The 6,165-nt window shown below is 29.5% G+C and carries 2 protein-coding genes and 1 pseudogene; 2 read left to right on the forward strand and 1 reads right to left on the reverse strand.

Translation table 11 applies throughout. The features are described from left to right. The first annotated feature begins 162 nt into the window (after nucleotides 1-162). Both G6O70_RS00880 and G6O70_RS00885 read left to right on the forward strand, forming a co-directional pair. Nucleotides 163-1,089 (forward strand): ParA family protein, encoded by a 927-nt coding sequence (locus G6O70_RS00880; protein ID WP_057868697.1) that lies wholly within the window; start codon nucleotides 163-165, stop codon nucleotides 1,087-1,089. A gap of 11 nt (nucleotides 1,090-1,100) precedes the next feature. Then, nucleotides 1,101-1,658: a hypothetical protein gene (locus G6O70_RS00885; protein WP_057868696.1), complete on the forward strand. Its 558-nt coding sequence runs from the start codon at nucleotides 1,101-1,103 to the stop codon at nucleotides 1,656-1,658. Nucleotides 1,659-4,666: 3,008 nt separating this feature from the next. Here the strand turns inward: G6O70_RS00885 and G6O70_RS00890 are convergent. Next, nucleotides 4,667-5,735: pseudogene (locus G6O70_RS00890) on the reverse strand (IS3-like element IS1163 family transposase). Nucleotides 5,736-6,165 lie beyond the last annotated feature (430 nt).

Consider the following 6,165-nt stretch of genomic DNA (forward strand, 5'->3'; position numbering starts at 1 on the left):
ACACACCATGAAAAAGTATAATTTATTTAAACCAATGAAGTATTTGATTAAAACAATAGTTTAATCAATAGTTAAGTACATAAAATACTGTGGGTTAGATTATTGAGATTAGTCAATAAAAAGTATTAAAATAAATTTTCAATTTATTTGGAGGAAGAATATATGGCACAAAAAATAGCTTTCATAAATAATAAAGGTGGAAGCACAAAAACCACTACTTGTGTTAATCTTGCTGGCTGTGTACACACTAGAAAACCTGAAAGTAAAATACTTATCGTTGAAAGTGATGGTCAAGGAAATGCTACCCGTAGTTTCGGTATTGATCCTAATGATGAAAGTAAAATAAAAACAAGTATCTACGATGTCTTTATGGATTATAGTTCTCCTGAAGAAGCAATTTTAAAAGACGTTTATAAGAATATAGATCTTATTCCAGCAAATAGTAATATGAACTTCTTGGAATTTGATAAGATGAAACAATTTGAAGATGACTTTGGACTAAATAACATAAAGGCAATTCGTGAATTAACTAGTAGAGATATAGATGTTACAAAAACTAGTGATCAACAATTATTAGCTGTAGTAGCTGCAGTCGCCTCCCCCACCAAAGATTATTTCAATATGTTAGAAACTAAAATGAATAATATTGATAAGGAATATGATTATATATTTTTTGACACACCTCCTGAGATAAAAGCTGTAACAAGTTCTATAATTGCTATTGCTGATAAAGTAGTTATCCCATATGAACCAGATGCTTATTCTATTGATGGTGTTCGTAATATTCTTGATCGAGTAAGAGTTATTAAAGAACAATATAATTCTAAACTTGAAATTGGTGGTCTATTAGCTGCTAAATACAGAAAAACAACCAAACTTCATGCCGATGTAACTCTTGCAATAACAGAATATGCAAATAGAAATAATATACCATTCTTTTCTACAAAAATACCTAATACTATTAGATTCGCATCGGCCACAGCATATCGTGGATTACCTGCTACCCTATCCAATAAAACTAATGAATTAATTGATACTTATTATAGTTTGTTGGACGAGATGATTGAAAAAGGAACGATTACTTTATAGGAGGATAGGCTATGAATGAATTAACAGACAGTAATAGAAGAAAACGTAGTCGAAATAGCAAATCAAAAGATTTCCAGGGTTCACCACTTGAAGGAATGTTTAACGACCAAACTACTTCTAATGAAAATAATATAGATAATAAAAAAGAAAATGAAGAAACAAAAGTAGAACAAAATCAAAATGTTACTAGTAATGAAGACACTGTTATAATTCAACCTAGTGTCGAAAAAAATACCCCCTCCCCTACTGTTACAGGATCAGACATTTTTAGTAGCCTTCCTAAGAAAAAAGAAGCAAAGGAAATAGTTACTAAAAATATGAACGGGAAATATATATTACAACATAATGAGGTTTTTCATAGGGTAAAGAAAATCTCAAAAACAGTTACTCTTAGAGAAGATATTGCGAAGATCATTGATGATATCAGTATGAAAAAAGATGGCTCAGGACAATATTCAAGGGGAATAAAATCAGCTGTAGTTAATAATGCTGTTTTGAAAGAATTATTTCAAATGGGATTAATTGGGAAAGAAGATATGGAACAAGAAATAGAACCTTATGAATTTTAGTTAAATAGACTAGTCAGGAAACTGATTAGTCTATTTTTATTTTATATTAGAAATACAAACATAAACATAAGTATAATAGTAATTGTAATGTAAATTAAAATAGTATTATTATATGAATTAGTATTTTAATTACTGTTATGATTACTATGTATATATATAAATAGATTATATAATAGTATTCTATTGCTAATACTATTAATTAAACTATTGTGATAACTCAATAGTTACTCGCTGCAGAAATTTCATCTGTGGCTTTTTTGTGTCGGACTTTATAAATTCTATTTTTAAATGAATACAAATATATATGTTTATATTAGTTTTTGTTTACAAGTAAAAGTATATGTTTGATTCTATGTTTAATTAAACGTCTAAGTACAAGTCTATATATACATATACTCAAACATATAAATTAATATTTAATACAATGTAAGTTTCTATATTTAAGTATATTAGTAAGTCTACATACTAATTAACTTATAGATATAATAGGTATTAAACATCTAAACACAAATACATTAGAAAGTATATATTAGAATATAAATTAAATTCATAATATATTTTTATTAGTATTACTATTAGTATGTATATGTACTTATTTATTTACTTTAACGAATACTATACTGTTTAATAAACTGCGTATTATACTATTAGTTAAACTATTGAGTTTGATAAACGCTGATATAAGGGCATTTCCAATAGAAAGAAGTGTAGACTATTCTTTTTTGAATTTATAAATTAGCTATTTTTATTGAAAAAATAAAATGTAAGCGAACAAAAATAACAGAAATATTGAATTTTAAAAAGTCTACAAGGCAATTTTTAAAGAAAAGTGTCAATTCGGAGTGTTAGAAACAGTATTCTTGAAGTTAAAAAGTCTGCAAAAGAGTGTTCAGAAAGCTCTAAAAACACTAAAAAATTATAGTGAATTAATCTTAAAGTTTTTAAAATCCTAGTAAAATATTTTTAAAATAAAACAGGAGAAAATTGTTGTATATTTTATTTACTTTTTAGTGGGATTTTACTTGATTGAAAACGTGAGTTTTATTTTCATTTACCAGTTATATAAATTAATTTAATTTATTATTAAAGTTTGGTTGCCAGTTTAAATTCAATTGGAAAACTGAATAGCTTGTTTCGTGATCATAAATTTTAATTGAGAGATCATTTAGGTGAATAAGTGGTTGAGTAGTGGATCAAAATTAGATTAGAAAACGCGTGAGCGAATGTGATATGAGCAAAATTATGTAAAAACTAGGAAAATACGTAGGGAGTAATAGTGAATAAATACTGATACAAAGGGAAAGTAGACAAATACGAGAGTAAAAATATAGCACGAAAAGTAGATAGGTAAGTAGGTAGCAAAGTAGGGACTAAGAAAAATGTAGGAAAAATGGGATAATTAGAGTAACTTGATTAGCTGGAGTAGTAGGGTGGGGAGAGTGTAGGGGAAATGTAGAGAAATTTTTATGGTGTGTAGGTGTAGCTACTGATTTGAAAAATCACAAAAAATTTAGTTTGTTTTGAGAAAAACAGCCCCCACCGCACTGTAAAGAATAATACTACTTAACAGTGTATAGCATTATTTAAAAATGTTTTATCTTTTTTAAAATAGCCCCCGTTTGATATTTTTTTAAGGTGTCAATTTTTTCCAATCAGCCAGCAGCCACTTTTATTTATTTTGTCTAAAAAAATTTAATTGTTTTGTGTGAGTATCTGATAACACTAAAATATTTTATTAATCATTAAATCATATCATTACAATATCATTACAATATCAAAATGATATCACATTCAACTATTTAAAATGTTTTACATATCATAGCAATATCAGAAAAAATTCCTCTCACTATTTCGCCACCATTTCAATTACAAAAAATAGTTTAATTTATTTCTCAATTTTTCATTACTGTTTCACTTTCTATTTTTCCGTTCACCAATTCAATTACTCGCACACTTAACTAATTAATCACCAATCACTAACCAACCAACTAACTAATCTTAATTCAATCACTCATACTCATATACATGTATACTATTAATTTGCTTTTACTTTCTCTTTTTGTCTTTTTTCTTTTTCTATTATTCAATTTATTTTTAATTTAATTTAATTTAATTTAATTCAATCATTCATTCAATACACTTGACTATACCATATTGCACTACTAAGCACGATCACTCACTAACTATCATTGTTATACTAACGTTCATACTATACATATATACTACTACACCATATATACCAATACGCTACACTATACCATATCATACTATATATACATATATTACTAGCATACTACTATCATAACATTATATTACACCCAACAAGCCTTACAGCCATAAGGCTTTAAACTATATTTCGTTACTATATTTTAATCGTGTTTCTACTATATATTATCAATTTAAAAATATATTAAATTAAGTGTTGACACAACATATTCAATGGTGTAGTATTGTGATTGTTGATTGATAGATAGCTTTTATCTTTCTAACAATCAATTCAAAAAGAATTAAAAAAAGTGTTGACTTTTTAAAAGCTATGTTTTAATATAGGTATCATAGAGTTAGGTATTAGGTATGTATCAAGAACGCCTTAAAGTGCGTCAGATAGCTATATAATATCAAACTTAAAAAGATATTAAAATAAGTGTTGACAACTTAAATATTAAGTGTTAAACTTGAAACATGAATTAAGCAAGCAAGCCTTTAAATGCAAAACTTAATTCAAAAAGAATTAAAAAAAGTGTTGACAACTTAAAATGAAAGTTGTAACATAGTTCTTGTAAGTTAGCAACAAGGTATCAAGGCGAGACAACGCCGTATCAATCAGGTGTGAAAGATAGGCTACAATGTATATCGACTTTCTAGTATTCTATACGACAGTTAGTCAATCAAACACACTTTGACCTTTGACAACTTAATAACCTCGGTAGACTAGCAACCTACTGAAACACTTGAATAGTTAGCGAATTGTTAGATTGCTCCTATGTCAATAAATGGCACATCTTTTTCTAAACACTCGTTCTAATTCTGTCGGAATTAAACCAACTGATGTAATTTGAGGTTCGGATTACCAAGTCCTCAAAATTGGAAAAAGTTGTTTGAAAGGCAAACTCTCTCTTCAACAATGAGTGAAAAGCTTCAATTGGCCCATTATCATAAGGATAACCTTGTTTTGAGTATGAGTGGCTAATCTGATGCCGTTCAAGTAAAGTTTCAACTTCGTTGCTGGTGTACTGTGAACCCATGTCAGAGTGAAAATATTGTGGCTTTTGATGACATTCAAGCGCCTGATTAATCGTTTCTACAACTAACGGCGCCTCCATCTGACGACCAATCTTGAAAGCAAGAACTTGATGAACCTTTGGTTCGTAAATAGAACTGAGATAAACCCAGGTTCCTGGACGTAATTCCAAATAAGTAATGTCAGCACGCCATATCCTTGCATTGGGCTGGTGCTTGATTAAATTGGGGCGTTGTGAATGATCCACATGAGTGCCAGGTTTTTTAAATCGCCGATTCATTAAAGAGTGAATCTCCATTTCCCTCATTAATCGTAAAATTCGTTTTGACCCAACACGGATGCCTGACTTGCGAAGCACCATCGTTATTCGTGGATAACCATAGGCACGATAATTATTTTCCCAAATCAATTTAATTTTTTCTTTGAGCTGATTATCAACACGTTCGTGTTGACTAGGTTGATATCTTTTCCAATGGTAATAGGTGCTACGCGGTAATTCAGTGCCGAAAGAATAATTGATAAGCGGTGTCGCAATAACTGATCTTCTATGAAGACAAGGCAATTAATTCGTCCTAATGCTTTCCCAGTAACACCGCCGCAGCTTTTAAAATTTCAAGTTCCTCCTTTAATCGCTGATTTTCCTTTTGAAGTTGTTTGAATTCTTTGGACGTTACTTCAGTACCGTCTTCTAGCTCAACTGATTTAGCGCCTTTAACCCAGTTATGAATTGCGGCTGGAGAAACACCGTATTCCTCGGAAAGCGAGCGAATAGATCTTTTCTCTTCACGATGCATCTTCACAATGCTGGCTTTAAAATCATCTTGATATCGTTTCATTGGAATGCTCCTATCTTGTTTTATTAATTATGGCATAACTGTTCAGAAATTTATGTACCAAATACTAGGATAGGAGCAGATTGAGAACGCGGATAACTAGCAAACAAGTATATTCTAATCACTTGAATACAATCAGGCACTTGATTAGACAGTATGGAGATAAATTAAGCATACAATATACAACGGGAGTGAAAAAAATCTGCATTAAGTTCAATAGTTTAAAATAAAATATAAACATGCAATGACTACTTGAAAAAGTAAGAGCGTATCTAATTGACGACCTAACCAGCACCAAGTATAAAAACACACAATTTTTTAGCAATGTTCAAGTGGGTTATTGAAACTTAATAGCCTACTTTATAGATTGTTAAAATTCTCTCTATTTTAACATAGTAATAAACATAATGAAAGAAGTGTTAAGTATGAAACA

Origin of the sequence: Liquorilactobacillus hordei DSM 19519, assembly GCF_019443985.1 — a bacterium.
GTDB classification, from domain to species: Bacteria; Bacillota; Bacilli; order Lactobacillales; family Lactobacillaceae; genus Liquorilactobacillus; species Liquorilactobacillus hordei.